The 16,871-nt window shown below is 68.1% G+C and carries 13 protein-coding genes; 7 read left to right on the forward strand and 6 right to left on the reverse strand.

The features are described from left to right. Nucleotide 1: 1 nt before the first annotated feature. On the forward strand, nucleotides 2–739 hold the full coding sequence (locus G6N18_RS15030; RefSeq protein ID WP_083003714.1) for a GntR family transcriptional regulator: 738 nt from the start codon (nucleotides 2–4) through the stop codon (nucleotides 737–739). 50 nt (nucleotides 740–789) lie between these two features. On the opposite strand, the gene G6N18_RS15035 is transcribed toward G6N18_RS15030, so the two are convergent. From G6N18_RS15035 to G6N18_RS15055, 5 genes are all read right to left on the reverse strand, one after another. Beyond that, nucleotides 790–1,674: an enoyl-CoA hydratase/isomerase family protein gene (locus G6N18_RS15035; protein WP_083003712.1), complete on the reverse strand. Its 885-nt coding sequence runs from the start codon at nucleotides 1,672–1,674 to the stop codon at nucleotides 790–792. Then, on the reverse strand, nucleotides 1,671–3,221 hold the full coding sequence (gene fadD4, locus G6N18_RS15040; protein ID WP_083003709.1) for a fatty-acid--CoA ligase FadD4: 1,551 nt from the start codon (nucleotides 3,219–3,221) through the stop codon (nucleotides 1,671–1,673). Before fadD4 ends, G6N18_RS15035 begins: the two co-directional genes overlap by 4 nt. Before the next feature lie 218 nt (nucleotides 3,222–3,439). Then, nucleotides 3,440–5,269 carry a phosphoenolpyruvate carboxykinase (GTP) gene (locus G6N18_RS15045; RefSeq protein ID WP_067217474.1) on the reverse strand — a complete coding sequence of 610 codons (1,830 nt, stop codon included), beginning with the start codon at nucleotides 5,267–5,269 and terminating at the stop codon, nucleotides 3,440–3,442. Between the two features lie 153 nt (nucleotides 5,270–5,422). After that, complete coding sequence (locus G6N18_RS15050) at nucleotides 5,423–6,883, reverse strand: hypothetical protein (protein ID WP_083003706.1); 1,461 nt, start codon at nucleotides 6,881–6,883, stop codon at nucleotides 5,423–5,425. Next, the gene (locus G6N18_RS15055) at nucleotides 6,880–7,824 is read right to left on the reverse strand and encodes a hypothetical protein (RefSeq protein WP_083003703.1); all 945 of its coding nucleotides are present in this window, start codon (nucleotides 7,822–7,824) and stop codon (nucleotides 6,880–6,882) included. Before G6N18_RS15055 ends, G6N18_RS15050 begins: the two co-directional genes overlap by 4 nt. A gap of 197 nt (nucleotides 7,825–8,021) precedes the next feature. On the opposite strand from G6N18_RS15055, the gene trmB reads away from it, so the two are divergent. The 3 genes from trmB to G6N18_RS15070 are packed head-to-tail and all read left to right on the forward strand — an operon-like array spanning nucleotide 8,022 to nucleotide 12,953. Further along, the gene (trmB, locus tag G6N18_RS15060) at nucleotides 8,022–8,849 is read left to right on the forward strand and encodes a tRNA (guanosine(46)-N7)-methyltransferase TrmB (protein ID WP_083003701.1); all 828 of its coding nucleotides are present in this window, start codon (nucleotides 8,022–8,024) and stop codon (nucleotides 8,847–8,849) included. Beyond that, nucleotides 8,846–9,562 carry an NYN domain-containing protein gene (locus G6N18_RS15065; RefSeq protein WP_083003698.1) on the forward strand — a complete coding sequence of 239 codons (717 nt, stop codon included), beginning with the start codon at nucleotides 8,846–8,848 and terminating at the stop codon, nucleotides 9,560–9,562. The genes trmB and G6N18_RS15065 overlap by 4 nt, the downstream gene beginning before the upstream one ends. A 37-nt stretch (nucleotides 9,563–9,599) precedes the next feature. After that, entirely contained in the window at nucleotides 9,600–12,953 is a 3,354-nt protein-coding gene (locus G6N18_RS15070) for an MMPL family transporter (protein ID WP_083003695.1), read from the forward strand. Between the two features lie 9 nt (nucleotides 12,954–12,962). On the opposite strand, the gene G6N18_RS15075 is transcribed toward G6N18_RS15070, so the two are convergent. Continuing rightward, nucleotides 12,963–14,102 carry an AI-2E family transporter gene (locus G6N18_RS15075; protein ID WP_083003691.1) on the reverse strand — a complete coding sequence of 380 codons (1,140 nt, stop codon included), beginning with the start codon at nucleotides 14,100–14,102 and terminating at the stop codon, nucleotides 12,963–12,965. Between the two features lie 74 nt (nucleotides 14,103–14,176). Here G6N18_RS15075 and G6N18_RS15080 point away from each other — a divergent pair, with 74 nt between their 5' ends. Genes G6N18_RS15080 through G6N18_RS15090 form a run of 3 tightly spaced genes read left to right on the forward strand, consistent with a single transcriptional unit; the run spans nucleotide 14,177 to nucleotide 16,837 of the window. After that, nucleotides 14,177–15,241, forward strand: coding sequence for a lysylphosphatidylglycerol synthase transmembrane domain-containing protein (locus G6N18_RS15080; protein ID WP_083003688.1), 1,065 nt, complete (start codon nucleotides 14,177–14,179; stop codon nucleotides 15,239–15,241). Beyond that, a complete protein-coding gene (locus G6N18_RS15085; RefSeq protein WP_083003685.1) occupies nucleotides 15,223–16,473 on the forward strand; it encodes a M23 family metallopeptidase in 1,251 nt (416 codons plus the stop codon). Before G6N18_RS15080 ends, G6N18_RS15085 begins: the two co-directional genes overlap by 19 nt. Further along, nucleotides 16,460–16,837, forward strand: coding sequence for a DUF3054 domain-containing protein (locus tag G6N18_RS15090; protein ID WP_083003682.1), 378 nt, complete (start codon nucleotides 16,460–16,462; stop codon nucleotides 16,835–16,837). Before G6N18_RS15085 ends, G6N18_RS15090 begins: the two co-directional genes overlap by 14 nt. Nucleotides 16,838–16,871: the final 34 nt, after the last annotated feature.

A 16,871-nucleotide genomic window follows, 5' to 3' on the forward strand; every position in this document is an offset into this window, starting at 1 on the left:
CTTGCGAGTCCCGCCGGCGTATCAGACCCTGCGCGAGCAGCTTCGCGACGAGATCGCCGCCGGCCGCTACCGCGACGGGGTTAGGCTGCCGACTGAATCGGAACTCGTTGCCTCCCATGGCCTGTCTCGGCAGACGGTGCGCCGGGCGTTTCAGGACCTGGTTGCCGAGGGCATGGTGTACCGGGTGCCGGGCCGCGGCACGTACGCCAGCGACTCGGGTCGACGCTACCTGCGTCAACTCGGCTCGATCGAAGACCTGATGAGCCTGTCAGACGACACCACGATGCATGTGCTCAGCGGATTGCGCAGGCGTGTCGACGTCGACGCGGCCAGTCGGCTTCGCCTCGATGACGATTTCGTGTTCACGGTGGTGTTCCGGCGGTTGCACGGCGCCGATCCGGGGGTGCCGTTCGTGCTGACAACGGTGCATCTGGCGCCGACGGTCGCTGCGGCGGTGTTGGATTCGCCGCAGTTGGCCGACGGAGCGGTGGGCACGCAAACGGTGATCGGGTTGCTCGAGCCGCACCTCAGCGCGCCGATTGCCGAAGCCGCACAGTCGATCACGGTCGCCCCGGCCGACACGGTGGTCGCCGACGCGGTCGGCTGCGAGCCGGGGCATCCGATGTTGCGGGTGGACCGGTTGTATTCGGATGCCGGCGGTCGGCCCGTCGAGCTGTCGGTCAGCCATTTCCTGCCCGAGCAGTACACCTACCGGGTGACGTTACGCCGTTCGGGTTAGCGGGATTTCGGTGTAGTTCGTCGCGGCATGCGCGACCAACTACACCGAAATCACACGATCTCGTCGATCAAACCCCACCGCAGGGCCGTGGGCGGGTCGATCGTTCGGCCGGACAACACCAGATATGCCGTGCGCCACCTGCCGATCCGACGCGTGACGCTAACCGTCCCGCCGGCGCCGGGAATCAGGCCGAGGCTCAGTTCGGGCAGCCCGAAGACCGCGTCGGCGCCGGATCGGACATGTCCGCAGAAGGCGGCCATTTCGAGACCGCTGCCCAACACCTGACCGTGCACCTCGGCGCGGCACCGCTCCCCCAGCCGCGCGGTCAGTTCGTCGAGCACCAGCGCCGGGCTGTGGCGGGTCCGGGCGAAGTGCGCGCTGGCCGGATCGGCGAAGCTGCCGAACTCGGCCAGGTCGCCGCCACTGCAGAACGACGGGCCGTTGCCGGACAGGATCACCTCGGTGATCGAGGGGTCGAGGCGCGCGACCTCCAACGCTTCCAACAGCGCGGCGCGGGCGTCGGTGGAAAACGCGTTGTGCCGCTGGGGCCGGTTGAACCGGACCTGCAGCGTGTCCCCGACGCGTTCGGCCTCGACGGGGTCTGGGATGTGGGGCAGTTTCGCCGGTCCGCGCTCGGCGAGCCAACGCGCGAACTCCGGGCCTGACTGCAGCGTCGAGTACGCCAGTGATTCGGTGATGACACCGGTGAACGCCGGCGCGGTCGGGTCGATGGCGCGCAGCACGTCGTCGCAGATGCCCGCCGCGTGCGGCCAGCGCGCGCATCGCTGTCGTAATTCGTTTAGCGCGTCGGACACCGAGGGCACGGTGACGACCCGCCGGTCGTCGGTGTCGTCTTCGGACAGCGTGAGAGTGGCTTCGGCCGTTGGCGATCCGGTCGCGACGGCCACACCGCCCGCGAGCTCGATGTGCGTCACGAGTACTTCTTGATCAGCTCCTGCTTGTACAGCTTGCCGGTGTCGGTGCGCGGCAGCTGCGCCTCGAAGTCGATCGACCGCGGACACTTGTAATGCGCCAACCGATCCCGCAGCCACGCGAGCAACTCGTCGGCGAACTCCTCGGTGGCGTCGGCCGGGTCGACGGTCTGCACCACACCTTTGACGCGTTGGCCCATCTCGTCATCGGGAAGGCCGAATACCGCGGCGTCCAACACCTTCGGGTGGGTGATCAACATGTTCTCGGCTTCCTGCGGATAGATGTTGACGCCGCCGGAGATGATCATGTGATGCCTGCGGTCGGTCAGGTACAGATAGCCGTCCTCGTCGACGTAACCGATGTCGCCGACTGTCGTCCAGCCGCGCTCGTCGCGCGACTTCGCGGTCTTCTCCGGGTCGTTGAGGTACTCGAACGTGTTTCCGCCCTCGAAGTAGATCTCGCCGGGCTCACCGGGCGGTAGCTCGTTTCCGTCCTCGTCGAGGATGTGCAGGCTGCCCGTCATCGGCTTGCCCACCGAACCGGGGTGCGCCAGCCAGTCCTCCGCGCTGATCAGCGTCGAGCCGTGTGCCTCCGAGGACGCGTAATACTCGTCGATGATCGGCCCCCACCAGTCGATCATCTGCTTTTTGATCTCGACGGGGCACGGCGCCGCGGCGTGGATGACCCGCTTGAGGCTGGACACGTCGTACGAATCACGCACCGCCTCCGGCAGTTTCAGCATCCGGGTAAACATTGCAGGGACGAACTGACCGTGCGTGACGCCGTACCGTTGGATGGCGTCCAGCGCGCTTTCGGGATCGAACTTCTCCATCACCACGGTCGTGTAGCCGGCGGCCTGCACGGTCATCGACCACACCGACGGCGCCGTGTGGTAGAGCGGCGCGGGGCTCAGATACACCGAATCCGGCTGCATCCACACGGCAACGAGCATGGTCATCAGGCCCGGCGCCTCCGCGGGCGACAGATGCGGAAGCGTGCGCTTGATGCCCTTGGGGCGGCCGGTGGTGCCCGACGAGTACTGAAGGAGGTCACCTTCGATCTCGTCGGCGATCGGCGTATCGGGGTGTTGGGCAACGCATTCCGGGTAATGCTGCCAGCCGTCGAGATCGCTGGAGGCTCCTGTCGCCGACCGATCGGCTCCGTCGGCGATGATCAGCAGCTCTGGCAGGCCGCGGGGCAGCTCATCGGCGAGGCCCTCCAGCGTTTTTCGCAGCGCGGCCGAGCCGACGATCCCCTTCGCATTGCTGTTGTCGACGATGTAGGCCGCCTCGGCCGCGGTCAGGTGCGTGTTGATGGGCACGTAGTACAGACCGCTGCGTCGCGCCGCCCACATCACGGCGTGGAAATGCTCGTTGTTCTCCATCAGTATGGCCACCGTGTCGCCCTCGACGAGCCCGGCCTGCCGGAAGTGGTGAGCCAGTCGATTGGCGCGCGCTTCGAGCTCGCCGAAGGTCACCACGATTCCCGCCGGATGTATGACGACAGCTGGCTTGTCGGGGGTGGCCTCGGCGTGTTCGCGGATCTGCATGGCCCGACTTTACGACGCACCTAATTGACAGGTGTCAAGAGGGGTGGAAACCCTGGTCGCGAAACTCGGGAACCTCGAGAACGAACTGATTTCAGGTCGGAGCCGACGCACGTTCGCGCGTAGCGAGCGTGCGCAAAGTGGCGTAATTCAGCGGCGCGCCGTGTGCAGGCACGCACATCCCCAGCTTGCGCGTGGGCCCACGCGCAGGAGAAGGTGACTTACTCGGCTTCGGCGTCCAACCGGTGCTTGAGCGCGTCGAATTCGTCCTTGATGCCGGTCGGCAGCTTCTCGCCGACGAATTCGAACCACTCCTCGATCAGGGGGATCTCCTGACGCCACTCGTCGACATTGACCTTGAGCGCGGCGTCCACGTCGGCCGGATCGACGTCGAGGCCCGACAGGTCGAGATCCTCGGCGGTGGGCACGGTGCCGATCGGCGTGGTGCGGCCACCGGCCTTCTGCTCGATCCGGTCGATGATCCACTTCATCACGCGGCTGTTCTCACCGAAGCCCGGCCACAGGAAGCGGCCGTCGTCGCCGCGACGGAACCAGTTGACGAAGAAGATCTTCGGCATCTTCGACTCGTCGGACTGCTTGCCGATGTCGATCCAGTGCGCGAAGTAGTCACCGACGTTGTAGCCGAGGAACGGCAACATCGCCATCGGGTCGCGGCGCACGGTGCCGACCTTGCCCTCGGCGGCGGCGGTCTGCTCGGAGCCCATCGTGGCGCCGATGAACACGCCGTGCTGCCAGTCGCGGGCCTGCGTCACCAGCGGCACCGTCGTCTTGCGGCGCGCGCCGAACAGGATCGCCGAAATCGGCACGCCCTGCGGGTCGTCCCACTCTGGGGCCAGCGTCGGGCACTGCGACATCGGGGTGCAGTAGCGCGAGTTCGGGTGCGCGGCCTTCTCTTCCGAGTCGGGCGTCCAGTCGCGGCCCTTCCAGTCGATCAGGTGCTGCGGATCGCCCTCGAGGCCCTCCCACCAGACGTCGTTGTCGTCGGTCAGCGCGACGTTGGTGAAAACCGTGTTGCCGGCCTCGATCGTCTTCATCGCGTTCGGGTTCGACGACCAGTTGGTGCCCGGCGCGACGCCGAAGAAGCCGAACTCGGGGTTGACGGCGTAGAGGCGGCCGTCCTTGCCGAACCGCATCCAGGCGATGTCGTCGCCGATGGTCTCGGCGCGCCAACCCGGAATCGTGGGCTGCAGCATCGCGAGGTTGGTCTTACCGCATGCCGACGGGAACGCCGCGGCGACGAAGTACGCCTTGTTCTCCGGCGAGATCAGCTTGAGGATCAGCATGTGCTCGGCGAGCCAGCCCTCGTCGTGCGCCATCGCCGAGGCGATGCGCAGCGAGTAGCACTTCTTGCCAAGCAGCGCGTTGCCGCCGTAGCCGGAGCCAAAGCTCCAGATCTCGCGGGTCTCCGGGAAGTGGCTGATGTATTTGGTGTCGTTGCAGGGCCACGGCACATCCTTCTGGCCGGGCTCCAGCGGCGCGCCGATCGAGTGCAGCGCCTTGACGAAGAACCCGTCGGTGCCCATCTTGTCCAGCGCGGCCTTGCCCATCCGCGTCATCGTGCGCATCGACACGACCACGTACTCGGAGTCGGTGATCTCCACGCCGAGCTTGGGGTCCTCGGCGCCAAGCGGGCCCATGCAGAACGGCACCACGTACATGGTGCGGCCGCGCATACAGCCGCGGTACAGGTCGGTCATGGTCTGGCGCATCTCGGCGGGCGCCATCCAGTTGTTGGTGGGGCCGGCGTCGATTTCCTTCTCGGTGCAGATGAAGGTCCGCGACTCCACGCGTGCGACGTCCGACGGGTCAGACAGCGCGAGGTACGAGTTCGGCTTCTTCTCGTCGTCGAGACGTGTGAAGGTGCCGGCCGCCACCAGTTGCTCGCACAGCCTGGCGTTCTCCTCGTCGGATCCGTCGGCGAACACCACGCGGTCGGGCTGCGTCAGTTCGGCGACCTCTTGAACCCAAGCGAGCAGACCCTTGTGCTTCGTCGGTGCGGTGTCCAGACCTGGGATGGTCGCTGCGGTCATGAAAATCTCCTGTGTCTGTCGCTGCCAGGACCCAAAGCTCCGTATGCGCCACCCAGACAGGAATGGGCAGCGTTGCGGTTTCCTATACCGAGGTTATCGCGGGTGAGATACCCGCGGGGAATCGGGATATGTCCGATCACTCACAGGAACGATTCAGAAGGCCGTTTTCCGCGGGGTTTGGTCCAGTTCGGTCCGTACCGCGTCGAGCGCCCGCTGCAACGACGGCAGGCGCTTGTCGCGAACCACCGCGGCGCGGGCGGTCTGCAGCGCATGTTCGCGCAGTTCGGCGTCGATCTCGGCCATCTGTCCCTCGGCGGCGACGGCCTCGCGCTCGTCGCGGGCGGTCGACTCCGATGTCAGCGCGCTTTCGGTGGCCAGCACCCGCGTCGCCACCCGCTCCTCGAGTGCGGACTTCACCTTGGCGGTGACGTCGTTGACCCAGCGGTCCAGCACGGCCCGGTCGTGCAGCAGTCCGCGGATGCCCACCACCCACACGGTCAACGCCAGCCCCACCAGCCCTCCTGCGACCAGGCCGGCGATGGTGAGCCCGGGCGCCAGTCCGGTGAACAACCGCGTCACCGCGAGCGCCACGCCCAGCCCGAAGCCTGCGCCGAGGATCATCGTCAGCTGTGTCTCCAACCGTCGCGACTTCAGCGGCGGCCCTGTGAGCTCGGGGACGGACGGCGGAGCGGGAACCGGCGGGGCGGTCAGGTCGAGTTGGGCCGCCATGTCGGCGAGGTGAGCGGTGATGCCCTCCTCGACCTCCGCGAAGACCTCACCGGCCCGCTCACGCACCTGCGACTCGAAGCCGCCGAGTCGGCCGCGGGTCAACTGCGCCGCGTCCTCGGCGAGTTCGGCCCGCACCGACGTGCACCGGTTGCGCGCGAAGTAGCCCAGCTGGACGCGGGCCTGCTGAAGCTGAGTGCGCAGCGCGATGGCGTGCTCGGACTTCGACTGCCGACGGTCCCGCACGATGTCGTCGCGGGCCTGCTGCAGGGCCCGCACCCTGGCCCGCCGGTCCGCGCCGTCGCCGTCGGAGCGACATCTATCGATCGCCGAGTCGAGCCGAGTTTCCCACGCCCGCAGGCGGTTTCGCCGTAAAAGTTCGGGATCGGCCAGCCGTTGCCGCAGCAGGCCGACGAGTTCATCGACGCGTGGCTCGCCCAGATCCGGCGCCGCTGCCGTACCCACCCACGGCACGTGCGCGTACCGGGGCGACCACCCGGCCAGCACGGACCGGTTGGCGGCGAGCACGTCGCGCCAGTTGCGGTGGGTGTCGATCTTCGCCACCACGCCGACCACCAGATCGGTATGCGGGGTGACCAGATCCATGAGCTCACAGTCGGATTCGGTCAACGGCGACACCGCCGACACCACGAACACCACCGCGATGGGCGCGTCGGTCCGGGCCAGTTCGTCCGCCTCGACGAAGGTGTGCTCGGGCAGCCGCTCCCGCAGCGCCGCCGCGACGCTGGTGGTGCCCGCCAGCCAGGGCCCGGTCACGAGCACGACGTCTCGCGCTCGCACCTCGGGCGGGGCCAACCCCGGTTCGACGGCGGCGACCACCGCGTCGGCTGAGGCGAGCGGATCGGTACTCGTCGCGCCCGACGTCACCGCGACCGTCCGAGCAGGCGCAACGAACCGCGGCTGATGTCGGCCGCGCAGGCGCGGTGCAGCGCGTCGACTGGGCCGCAGCCGTATCGGCGCCACCGCACGGCGCGGCGCAGGTGGGCGGCCGGGTCGTCGCCGCGGTCGACGGTCATGCCCACAGCCTCGACGACATCGACCGCCGCCGTCATCACCGCGAGTGTCGCCTCGTCGTTCACCAGCATTTCGGCCAGTCGGCGATCACCGGATTGCGCTGCCACTGCGCGCAATTCGCCCACCGCGGCCCGAAGACGCCGGTACCGCAGCGGCGCACCCGCCGCGTGGATGTGTTCGACGACGCGATCCAGTTGGCTGAGCCGACGCAGGTGGCCAGGTAGCGACTCAGCGGTCGCCCCGCTATCGAGTGCCAGCACCGCGTGCGCGATACCGAACCGGTCGAGCGCACCGAGCAGGGCCTCGCGCACCTCGCGCGACAGCGGGTGCGGCGCTTCGACGAACGCGTCGGTCGACGTCAGATCGGCGGGTTGGGTGCGCAGTGTCTGCAGCGCGCCGACGAGATCGCCGTTCAGATCCACGTCGGCGAGCAGCGCGATCATCGGCGCCGTCGGAACGCCGGTCAGCGCGCGGATGTGGGCGGCCCGGCGGTATGCCAGCGCCACTGGCCCGTCCGCGCCGAAGCCGGTCAGATCGGCCTTGTTCAGCACGACGACCGCTGGCCGGTCCCGCGATATCAACGCCCGATCCTCGGGTTTGAGCGCTTCGGCGATCACCACGACCTCGACGTCGGCGCCCTCGGACGAAACCGGCACGCCGGCGCCGGTCAATGCAGCGGCCATGGTCGCGCACCCGACCCCGTCGCGGCCGCGCACCGCAACCCGCGTCGGCGCGGTGAGGCGCCGGATGATCGGTGGCAGCCGCGGATCGCGGCTCTCTTCAGCGAATCGCATCAGGGCGTCGACGAAAATCTGGCGACCTTCTTCCGTCCGTGGGGCGCCACATCACACCGTGTCCCCGTCTGACGATCGTGACACCTCGGTCGTCACGGTGTGAATGGCCGCGACACAGCTTGGGGACAGACCGCCGTACCAGCCGAAGGCAACTGTTGGGTATCAATCTGTACCACGATGCGGGTACTCCAGTCTGGATGAGCCACCATGGACGGATGCATCTGCCCGGGCCCGATGTCGCCGACGCCTCGGCTCCGAGGCCCGATGTCGCCGACGCCTCGGCTCCGAGGCCCGATGTCGCCGACGCCTCGGCTCCGAGCCCCGATGTCGCCGACGAGCACCGCTATCCCCGGGTCACCAGCTTCCGCACCAGGCGCACCGCGCTCTCGGCCGCCCAGCAGGCGACGTGGGAACGCCTGTGGCCCGAGATCGGCATGCATGCGCGCGACGGCGGCCGACCGGTTCCGCAACTGGACACCGAGGCGTGGTTCGGCCGGTCGGCGCCCGTCGTGCTGGAGATCGGCTGCGGGGCCGGCACCTCGACGCTGGCGATGGCCAAGGCGGAACCTCACCTCGACGTGGTCGCGGTGGAGGTGTATCGGCGCGGGCTGGCCCAATTGCTGAGCGGCATCGACCGCGAACATGTGACGAACATCCGGCTGGTCCGCGGCGACGGCGTCGACGTGCTGCAGCACATGTTCGGACCCGACTCGCTGACCGGTGTGCGGGTGTTCTTCCCCGACCCGTGGCCCAAGGCCCGCCACCACAAGCGGCGGCTGTTGCAACCGGCCACCGTCGCGTTGATCGCCGACCGGCTGCGACCCGGTGGCGTGCTGCACGCCGCGACGGACCACGCCGGTTACGCCGAACACATCACCGAAGTCGGCGACGCCGAGCCGCGGCTGCGTCGCATCAGCCCGACGGATTCTCTTCCGATCTCCGTCGAGCGGCCGGTCACCAAGTACGAGGGCAAGGCGCAGCACGCCGGCAGCGCCGTCGCAGAACTGCTGTGGGAGAGAGTATGAGCCTCACAGAAGACATCGGGCATATAGAAGAGGTGGCACCACCCGAAGCCGCCACGCCACCGGCGGCCGACGCGGTCGCCCGGGTGCTGCTGGTCTGGGACGCGCCCAACCTCGACATGGGTCTCGGCTCGATCCTCGGCGGCAGGCCGACGGCCGCACACCGGCCACGGTTCGACGCGCTGGGCCGCTGGCTGCTGACGCGGACGGCGGAGCTGTCTTCCCAGCTCGCTGGCGCCGGCCGGACTGTCACGCTGGAGCCCGAGGCCACCGTCTTCACCAACATCGCCCCGGGCAGCGCCGACGTCGTCCGGCCGTGGGTGGAGGCGTTGCGTAACGTCGGCTTCGCGGTATTCGCGAAACCGAAACTGAACGAGGACAGCGATGTCGACACCGACATGCTGAACCACATCGCGCTGCGCCGTAGCGAGGGTCTGGCCGGGGTGCTGGTAGCTTCGGCCGACGGCCAGGCCTTCAAACAACCGCTGGAGGAGATCGCCCGCGACGGCATCCCGGTCCAGGTGCTCGGATTTCGCGAACATGCAAGCTGGGCGCTAGCGTCGGATACCTTGGAGTTCGTCGACCTGGAGGACATCGAAGGTGTTTTCCGGGAACCGCTACCGCGAATCGGCCTGGATTCGCTGCCTGAGCAGGGGGCATGGTTGCAGCCGTTCCGGCCGCTGTCCTCGCTACTGACCTCGCGTGTCAACAACTGAACTGCGCGGGTCGCCGCTGACTTAGTTAGGAGCTCAAGTGTTCGCCTGGTGGGGTCGAACGGTGTACCGATTCCGGTACATCGTCATCGGCGTCATGGTCGCGCTCTGCCTCGGTGGCGGTATCTACGGCATCAGCCTCGGCAGCCACGTCACCCAGAGCGGCTTCTACGACGACGGCAGCCAGTCGGTGCACGCGTCGGTGGTCGCCGACGAGGCGTACGGCCGCGACCGCACCAGCCACATCGTCGCGATCCTGAGGCCCCCTGACGGCAAGAAGGTCAACGACCCGGCCTGGATGAAGCAGACCGTCGACGAGCTCAACAAGCTGGTCGAGGACAACAGCGACAGGATCGTGAGCTGGGTCGGCTGGCTGCGCGCTCCCGACGCCGAATCGCAGACCGTGCAGCAGATGAAGACCGCGGACCTGTCCCGCACGTTCGTCAGCATCCCGCTCAAGGGCGACAACGACGACGAGATCCTCAAGAACTATCAGGCCGTCGAAGACCAACTGCTCGAGGTCAATGACGGCAACATCCAACTCGCCGGCCTGCAGCCGCTGGCCAGCGAGTTGACGGGCACCATCGGCGAGGACCAGCGGCGCGCCGAGGTCGCGGCCATCCCGCTGGTCGCGGTGGTGCTGTTCTTCGTGTTCGGCGGTGTCATCGCGGCCTCCCTGCCGGCCATCATCGGCGGCCTGACGATCGCCGGCGCACTGGGCATCATGCGGTTGTTCGCCGAGTTCATGCCGGTGCACTTCTTCGCCCAGCCGGTGGTGACCCTGATGGGTCTCGGTATCGCCGTCGATTACGGGCTGTTCATGGTCAGCCGCTTCCGCGAGGAGATCGCGGAGGGCTACGACACCGAGGCCGCGGTCCGGCGCACCGTGATGACGTCGGGCCGGACCATCATGTTCTCCGCGGTGATCCTGGTGGCGTCGTCGGTGCCGCTGCTGCTGTTCCCGCAGGGCTTCCTGAAGTCCATCACCTACGCGATCATCGCCTCGGTGATGCTGGCGGCGGTCCTGTCGGTCACGGTGTTGGCGGCCGCGCTCGCGATCCTGGGACGTAACGTCGACTCCCTCGGTGTACGCACGCTGGTGCGCTTCGCCAAGCCGGACACGATCGGGTCGTATTCACCCAACGGCCGCCGCAATCCGCTGGCCGTCCCATCAGTCGTCCTCGGTGTGCTGGTCCCGTTCGCCGCGATCCCGGTCGGCCACCTCGCCCGCGCGCAGATCCGCCGCACGCACGACGACGGCGCGGGTCTCGCGCTGATCGGCCTGGTGCTCGGCTACATCGGTTCGTTCGCGTGGCTCACCTACGGACTGTTCGCGGTGAAGGACACGGTCGGCTCGGCGATCTTCTGGTTGCTGCTGGGCATTTTGATATTCGTCGCGGGCACCATCACGGTGCTGGCGCTGGCCCGGTTCAGCCCCACCGTGCGCAAGCCGACGGTCCTGTGGCTCGACTGGCTTGCCGAGAAGACCCAGAAGACCAAGACCCGCGCCGAGGTCGAGAAGGGCTTCTGGGGCAAGCTGGTCAACCGCGTGATGAAACGCCCGATCGCGTTCGCCGCGCCGATCGTGATCGCGATGATCCTGTTGATCATCCCGTTGGGTCAGTTGTCACTCGGCGGCATCAGCGAGAAGTACCTACCGCCGAACAACCCGGTCCGCTCGGCTCAAGAGGCCTTCGACAAAACGTTCCCCGGGTTCCGCACCGAACCGCTGACCATCGTAATCGAGAACAACAACGGTGATCCGGTCACCGACCAGCAGGTCGCCGAGATCCGCAGCGAGGCGATGGCGATACCGGGGTTCATCGAAGCCGACGACGACCCCGCCAAAATGTGGCAGGCGCGTCCCCATCAGGAGAGCGGCACGAAGGACCCGTCGATCCGCGTCATCCAGAACGGTCTGGAGAACCGCAACGACGCCGCCAAGAAGATCGAGGAACTCCGGTCCATCACGCCGCCGCGCGGGCTGTCGATCTCGGTGGGTGGTACCCCGGCACTGGAACAGGACAGCATTCACAGCTTGTTCGACAAGCTTCCGCTGATGGTGGCCGTGCTGATCGTCACCACGACCATCCTGATGTTCCTGGCGTTCGGGTCGGTGGTGCTGCCGATCAAGGCCGCGGTGATGAGCGCGCTCACCCTCGGTTCGACGATGGGCGTGCTGACGTGGATGTTCGTCGACGGGCACGGCTCCGGCCTGATGAACTACACGCCGCAACCGCTGATGGCGCCGATGATCGGGTTGATCATCGCGGTGATCTGGGGGCTGTCGACCGACTACGAGGTGTTCCTGGTCTCGCGCATGGTGGAAGCGCGGGAACGCGGCATGTCCACCGCCGAGGCGATCCGGATCGGCACCGCGACCACCGGTCGGTTGATCACGGGTGCCGCGCTGGTGCTGGCGGTCGTGGCGGGCGCGTTCGTGTTCTCCGACCTGGTGATGATGAAGTATCTGGCCTTCGGCCTGCTGATCGCGCTGCTGCTGGACGCCACGATCGTGCGGATGTTCCTGGTCCCGGCCGTGATGAAGCTGCTCGGCGACGACTGCTGGTGGGCGCCGCGGTGGATGAAGCGCATCCAGGAGCGGATGGGGCTGGGTGAGACCGAACTGCCCGACGAGCGGAGGCGGCCCGCGGTGCGCGACTCCGCCGATCCCGAGGCGTTGGTCGGTGCGGGTGCGCCCGCGCCGCGTCGCCCGTTCGACAGGCCCCGCCCGCCGCACGATCCGACGCATCCCGCCGTCGAGGGGTCGTCGCGCCCCGGCGCCACCCGCGTCGCGGCACCGCCGCGGGCGAACGCTCCATCGGTAGCGGGCACGACGCGCATTCCGAGCGCCGCCAAACCTCCGGCGCCGCCTTCTGACGAACCGCCGACCACGCGGTTGTCGATGGCCAAGAACGCCGTGCGTAACGCGGTGACCAACGCCGCCGCCGCGACCCGGCAGGCTGCCCGTCCGCCGGCGCCGCCGCCCGCCCCGCCGTCACGGCCTGCGCGGGAGGAACGTGAGATCGAGTCGTGGCTCGGCGAGTTGCGTGGGACCGGCACGCCACCCGCCCCGGCCGCCCCGCCCGCCCCGTCGGCACCGCAACGACCGTCGGCCGAGCCCACCAGGGCGATGCCCGCGGGGAACCCGCAGGAAGGCAGGCGACAACGTCGGCCCGAAGCGCCTCCGGCGCCGGACAACGAGCCGACCACCGCCATTCCGACACCAGGGGCGGACCCTGACGCGACAACGGCCATCCCGACCCCGGGCAAGCAATCGGACGACGCCGAGGCGGCGACCGAAAAGCTCAACACCCGCGAGGACGAGGAACGTCAGCGCCGCGGCGGTGGGCTGAGCGCGCAGGACTTGCTGCGCCGCGAAGGCAGGCTGTAGCCCCGCCGGCTACCGCTCCTCGACGTCGTCGGTCTCGGCTCGGACCAACGGCCCGTCCCCGGCCTCCTGCGCGGCTTCCTCCGCGGCCGGGTCGCTCGCGGTGAGCACGCGGATCGAGCTGTTGAGGAATGCGAGCACCGGCACGGCCAGAAGTGCTCCGACGATGCCCGCCAAGACGCCACCGCCCGCGATGACCAGGACGATCGCCAGCGGGTGAATCGACACCGCACGACCCATCACCAGCGGCTGCAGGACGTGGCCTTCCAACTGCTGGACCGCGATGACGAGGGCGAGGGTGATCAGCGCGTAGATGATGCCTTTGGCGATCAACGCGACGACCACAGCGAGGGCGCCGGCGATCACCGCACCGACGAGCGGAATGAATGCGCCCAAGAACACGAGCGACGCCAACGGCAACGCCAACGGCACGCCCATGATCGCCAGGCCGGTGCCGATTCCGACGGCGTCGACGAGCGCGACCAGGAACGTCGCCCGCACGTAACCGATCAGAGAGTGAAAGCCGGCCCGCCCGGCGTCGCGGACGCGCTCGCGCACGTTCGCCGGGAAGATCCGGGTGACGAACGCGTAGATGTTGCGCCCGCCTTGCAGCAGGAAGATCAGCGTGAACAACACCAGCACCGCACCGGTCACGATCTCGGTCACCGTGCCTGCCGTCGACAGCGCGCCGGTCGTCACCCTTTCCTGGTTGTTCTGCAAAGCCTCGATCGCGGCGTTGCCCGCGTTGTCGATCTGTTCCCGGCTCAGGTGCAGTGGGCCGTCGATCAGCCAGTCGCGGACACCGTCGATGCTGCGGCTCACCTGCTCGACCAACGCCGGTGCGCCCTCGATGAACTGGCTGACGACGAAGGCCAGAATTCCTCCGACAACGGCGAAGCCGCCGAGCAACATCAGCGCAACGGCACCGCCGCGCGGCGCGCCGCGCCGGTCGAGAAAGTCGACGGCCGGCATCAGCAGGGCCGCCAGGATCGTCGCCAACGCCACCGGGACGACGATGATCTCCAGTCGCTTGAACAGCCACAGCAACGCGACGATGGCGGCGAGAATCATCAGCAATCGCCACGACCACGCAGCGGCCTTGCGAACGAGTGGCGAAACCGCCTCGTCATCGAAAGAAGTGCCCTCGGGCATCCCGATAGCGTAACGCCCGCAGCATCCTGGGCCGGATCTGCGGAATCGGCCACGCCACGCACTACCCTTACCCCGTGGCCCACGACGCGCCTGCGAGTGCAGCCCGCAGCCAGGGGCACTCCACGCGAAGCAGGTACTGGTGGCTGCGGTGGGCTGTCTTCGCTGTCGTGGTCGTCGTGCTGACCGTCGAACTCGGCCTGGTGTGGGATCAGCTCGCCAAGGCGTGGCACAGCCTCTACACGGCGCAGTGGTGGTGGGTGCTGGCGGCGGTCGGCACCGCGCTGGCGTCCATGCACTTCTTCGGCGACATTCAGCGCAAGTTGCTGCGATCGGCGGAAGTTCCTGTGCGGCAGTGGCGTTCGCAGGCGGCGTTCTATGCGGGCAACTCGCTGAGCACGACGCTACCGGGCGGGCCGGTGTTGTCGGCGACGTTCATCTACCGCCAGCAGCGACTCTGGGGTGCGACGCCGGTCATCGCCTCCTGGCAGCTGGTGATGTCGGGGGCGCTGCAGGTAACCAGCCTGGCGCTGCTCGGGTTGGGCAGCGCGTTCTTCCTCGGCGCCAAACACAACCCGTTCTCGCTGATCTTCACGCTGGCCGGCTTCATCATGCTGATCGTGCTGGCGCAGGCGGTGGCGTCCCGGCCGGATCTGCTCGACGGCGTCGGCGTGCGGGTGCTGTCATGGGTGAACTACCTGCGCGCCAAACCGGCCGACAACGGGCTGACGAGGTGGCGTGCGACGCTGGCGCAACTCGAGTCGGTGAAGCTGAGCCGAAGCCAGCTCAGTGTCGCGTTCGTGTGGTCGATGTTCACGCTGGTGACCGGTGTGGGCACGCTGCTGTTCGCCTGCTACGCCGCGGGCGGACGGCCCTCACTGCTCGGCGTGATCGTGGCGTACGTCGCTGCCCGCGCGGTCGGGTCGATCCCGTTGATGCCCGGCGGGTTGCTGGTGGTCGAGGCGGTGCTGGTGCCCGGCCTGGTGTCGAGCGGAATGACGTTGGCGTCGGCGATCTCGGCGATGCTCATCTACCGGTTGATCAGCTGGATCTTCATCGCGGCGATCGGATGGGTGGTGTTCTTCTTCATGTTCCGCACCGAGACCGACGTCGACCCCGACGCATGCGACAAGCAGCCGTAGCGGTTCTCGGCGTCGCGGCGCTGCTCGCCGGATGTTCGCCGGCACCCGAACAGCCGTCCGCGACGTCGCCGACGGGGTCGGCCCAATCCTCGACGCAGGAGTCGCCGCCACCCGGGCCGACCCGCAGGCCCGCGCCGTCGGTGGCCACCCCACTCGTCGGCGAGGCGATCACCCAACCCGTGCCGGTTCCCGCCACCGACGGCAAGACCCACCTGGTGTACGAGATCAGCCTGACGAACGTGTTGCCGAACGAGGTGACACTGACGTCGGTCACGGTGCTGGATCGCGACGTTGCGCTCTTGGACCTGTCCGGCGACCAGTTGACGCAGTGGACTCGGTTACTCGGAACACCGGCGCCGACAACGACACTCGGTCCGGCGCAGACGGCGGTCGTGTGGTTCGACCTGGCGCTGGAGCGCGACGCGCCGATGCCGACCCGGCTCAGGCATGCGGTCAAGGTGTCGAACCCGGAGCCACAGGTGCCGCTGTTCCCCGGCACCCAGACCGTCGACATCGCGCCGGTCGACGTGCAACTCCGCGAACCCGTCGTCATCACTTCGCCGCTGGCGGGACCGAACTGGATCGACGGCGGCGGATGCTGCGGCACCAGTGCGCACCGCACCGCCCTCAACCCCATCAACGGGCGCCTATGGGCCGCAGAACGATTCGCGATCGACTACGTCCAACTCGATCGGAACGGCCGGCTGGTCACCGGCGACCCGTCGAAGCTGGAGAGTTTCGCCTACTTCGGGGCCGATATCCACGCCGTCGGCGACGGCGTGGTGGTCTCGGTGCTCGACGGCCTACCTGAGCAGGTCCCCGGCCGGAACCCCACCGGGTTGCCGTTGGAGCAGTACGCCGGCAACCACGTCGTACAGGACCTCGGCGACGGGAACTATGCGCTGTACGCCCACCTCAAAACCGGCACTGTGGCAGTCAAACCGGGCGACCGCCTGACGGCGGGCCAGGTGATCGGACACGTCGGCAACACCGGCAACTCCAGCGCTCCGCACCTGCACTTCCATGTGATGAGCTCACCAGATCCGCTCGGCTCCAACGGATTGCCGTTTGTCTTCGACGAGTTCCGGCTCGATGCGCGCCTCGCCGACGACGACGCCATCGACGCCCTCTTTGACGGGGATGCGGCGGCGCTTGCGCCCGAGTTCACTGCGCGCGACGAAAAGGCTGCCATGCCACTGGAATTGGATGTGGTGACCTATGCCGATCGATAGCCGGGAGCACACCCGGCCCGCGCTGGCGGCGCTGGCAACCGACGTGTGCTGCCTGATCGTGTTCGCCGCCATCGGCAGACGCAGCCACGCCGAGGGCGTCGACCTGGCCGGCGTCGCTGCGACCGCGTGGCCGTTCCTGGCGGGCGCGGGGGCCGGGTGGGCGCTGTCCCGCGGGTGGCGGCGACCCTACGCGCTGCTCCCGACGGGGATCGCGGTGTGGGTGTGCACCGTCGTGGTGGGGATGCTGCTGCGCAAGCTGACGTCGGCCGGCATCGCACCGAGTTTCATTGTGGTGGCCACGATTTCGACCGCAGTGCTGCTACTGGGTTGGCGCGCCGCCATCCTGGTCATGACCCGCCGCTGACACCGTCAGCAGCGGGCGCGATGAGTAGGGCGCG

It is taken from the genome of Mycolicibacterium celeriflavum, assembly GCF_010731795.1.
In the GTDB taxonomy this organism is placed as follows: Bacteria; Actinomycetota; Actinomycetes; order Mycobacteriales; family Mycobacteriaceae; genus Mycobacterium; species Mycobacterium celeriflavum.

Bases quoted from the DNA above. Each gene is read 5' to 3' on its own strand.
- fadD4 (WP_083003709.1), bottom strand. From the start codon at position 3,221: ATGCAGATCCGCGAACACGCCGAGGCCACCCCCGACAAGCCAGCTGTC.
- G6N18_RS15045 (WP_067217474.1), bottom strand. From the start codon at position 5,269: ATGACCGCAGCGACCATCCCAGGTCTGGACACCGCACCGACGAAGCAC.
- G6N18_RS15055 (WP_083003703.1), bottom strand. From the start codon at position 7,824: ATGCGATTCGCTGAAGAGAGCCGCGATCCGCGGCTGCCACCGATCATC.
- trmB (WP_083003701.1), top strand. From the start codon at position 8,022: ATGAGCCACCATGGACGGATGCATCTGCCCGGGCCCGATGTCGCCGAC.
- G6N18_RS15065 (WP_083003698.1), top strand. From the start codon at position 8,846: ATGAGCCTCACAGAAGACATCGGGCATATAGAAGAGGTGGCACCACCC.
- G6N18_RS15075 (WP_083003691.1), bottom strand. From the start codon at position 14,102: ATGCCCGAGGGCACTTCTTTCGATGACGAGGCGGTTTCGCCACTCGTT.
- G6N18_RS15085 (WP_083003685.1), top strand. From the start codon at position 15,223: ATGCGACAAGCAGCCGTAGCGGTTCTCGGCGTCGCGGCGCTGCTCGCC.
- G6N18_RS15090 (WP_083003682.1), top strand. From the start codon at position 16,460: ATGCCGATCGATAGCCGGGAGCACACCCGGCCCGCGCTGGCGGCGCTG.